The following is a 1,622-nucleotide window of genomic DNA, read 5'->3' on the forward strand; positions in this document are numbered from 1 at the left end:
CGGAGCTACCAGGGCTTTTGGCCAACGCAGCGAGGGTGCGTGCCGGGCGGCGCGACAGGGCAAAGCTTGCCGGGAGGGGCACTAGTCTCCGATCAGGGCGTCGACGAACGCTTCCGGTTCGAACGGCGCCAGGTCGTCCGGACCCTCGCCGAGGCCGACGAGTTTGACCGGAACGCCGAGTTCGCGCTGGACGGCGACGACGATGCCGCCCTTGGCGGTGCCGTCGAGCTTGGTGAGGACGATGCCGGTGATGTCGACCACCTCGGCGAAGACGCGGGCCTGGACCAGGCCGTTCTGGCCGGTCGTGGCGTCGAGGACGAGGAGGACCTCGTCCAGCGGGCCGTGCTTCTCGACGACGCGCTTGACCTTGCCGAGCTCGTCCATCAGGCCCGTCTTCGTGTGCAGCCGGCCCGCCGTGTCGATGAGGACGACGTCCGCGCCCTCCGCGATGCCCTCCTTGACCGCGTCGTACGCGACCGAGGCCGGGTCCCCGTTCTCCGGACCGCGGACGGTGCGCGCGCCGACCCGGTCGCCCCAGGTCTGCAGCTGATCCGTCGCGGCGGCGCGGAACGTGTCGGCCGCGCCGAGGACCACCGACTTGCCGTCGGCGACCAGCACCCGCGCCAGCTTGCCCGTCGTCGTGGTCTTGCCGGTGCCGTTGACGCCGACGACCATGACGATGCCCGGGGTGTCCAGGTCGCTCTCCGTGTTCACGGCCCGGTCGAAGTCGGTGCCGACGAGGTTCAGCAGTTCCTCGCGGAGCAGCCGCCGCAGCTCCTGCGGCGTACGCGTCCCCAGCACCTTCACGCGCTCACGCAGGTGCTCCACCAGCTCCTGCGTCGGCGCGACACCGACGTCCGCGGTGAGGAGGGTGTCCTCGATCTCCTCCCACGTCTCGTCGTCGAGATGCTCCCGCGACAGCAGTGTGAGCAGACCCTTGCCCAGCGTGTTCTGAGAGCGGGCCAGCCGCGCGCGCAGTCGTACGAGACGGCCCGCGGTCGGCTCCGGGATCTCGATCGCGGGAGCCTCCGGCTCCGCGACGACCGGGTCCTCGACGGCGGCCGGGGTCTCGACGGCCTCCTCCGCCGTGGGGAGGTCGACCTCCTCGATGGTGCGGCGTGGTTCTTCCCGCGGCGTCTCCGCCTCCTCGCCGACATGCGGCTCGGCGGGCGGAGCTGTGATGGTCGGCGTGCTGGACGGCGCCGAGGGCGGCAGCTGCTTCTTCTTGCGGCTGCTGACCACGAGTCCGCTGATCACGCCGACCGCGACCAGAGCGATGACTACAGCAAGGATGACGAATTCCATAACGTGTCCAGTATGGCGTGACCTGCCGCCTGACCATTCGCTCTCCTGGCAGGGGTCGTCGGCCCCTGCGGGCCGGGCCGGTCCGCCGCCCGGCCTTGTGCCGGCGAGAAGCCCGTGAGGGCGGAGTCACAACCCACCCAGTACCGGGAACCGGGAACCCCGGAACCGTACGGGTCGGGTCTGGTGCCCACAGCACACCCAGGGTCGGGGGGCGCCCAGTGGTTGGGGGGTCCGCCCCCCCGCCCCCCCCGGGGGTGGTAGAACACGGGGGCCGCCCCAACCCCACGCGTGGGGCGGGGGGGGCCCGTCACCGCCGG

The 1,622-nt window shown here is 71.8% G+C and carries 1 protein-coding gene; it reads right to left on the reverse strand.

The window, feature by feature from the left end; genetic code table 11:
* Positions 1-81 precede the first annotated feature (81 nt).
* Positions 82-1,305: a signal recognition particle-docking protein FtsY gene (gene ftsY / locus ACWGI8_RS44070; RefSeq protein ID WP_453669225.1), complete on the reverse strand. Its 1,224-nt coding sequence runs from the start codon at positions 1,303-1,305 to the stop codon at positions 82-84.
* Positions 1,306-1,622 lie beyond the last annotated feature (317 nt).

Source organism: Streptomyces sp. NPDC054841, from assembly GCF_053611045.1.

Excerpts from the sequence above, each read along its gene's own strand:
- ftsY (WP_453669225.1), bottom strand. The coding sequence starts at position 1,305 with ATGGAATTCGTCATCCTTGCTGTAGTCATCGCTCTGGTCGCGGTCGGC.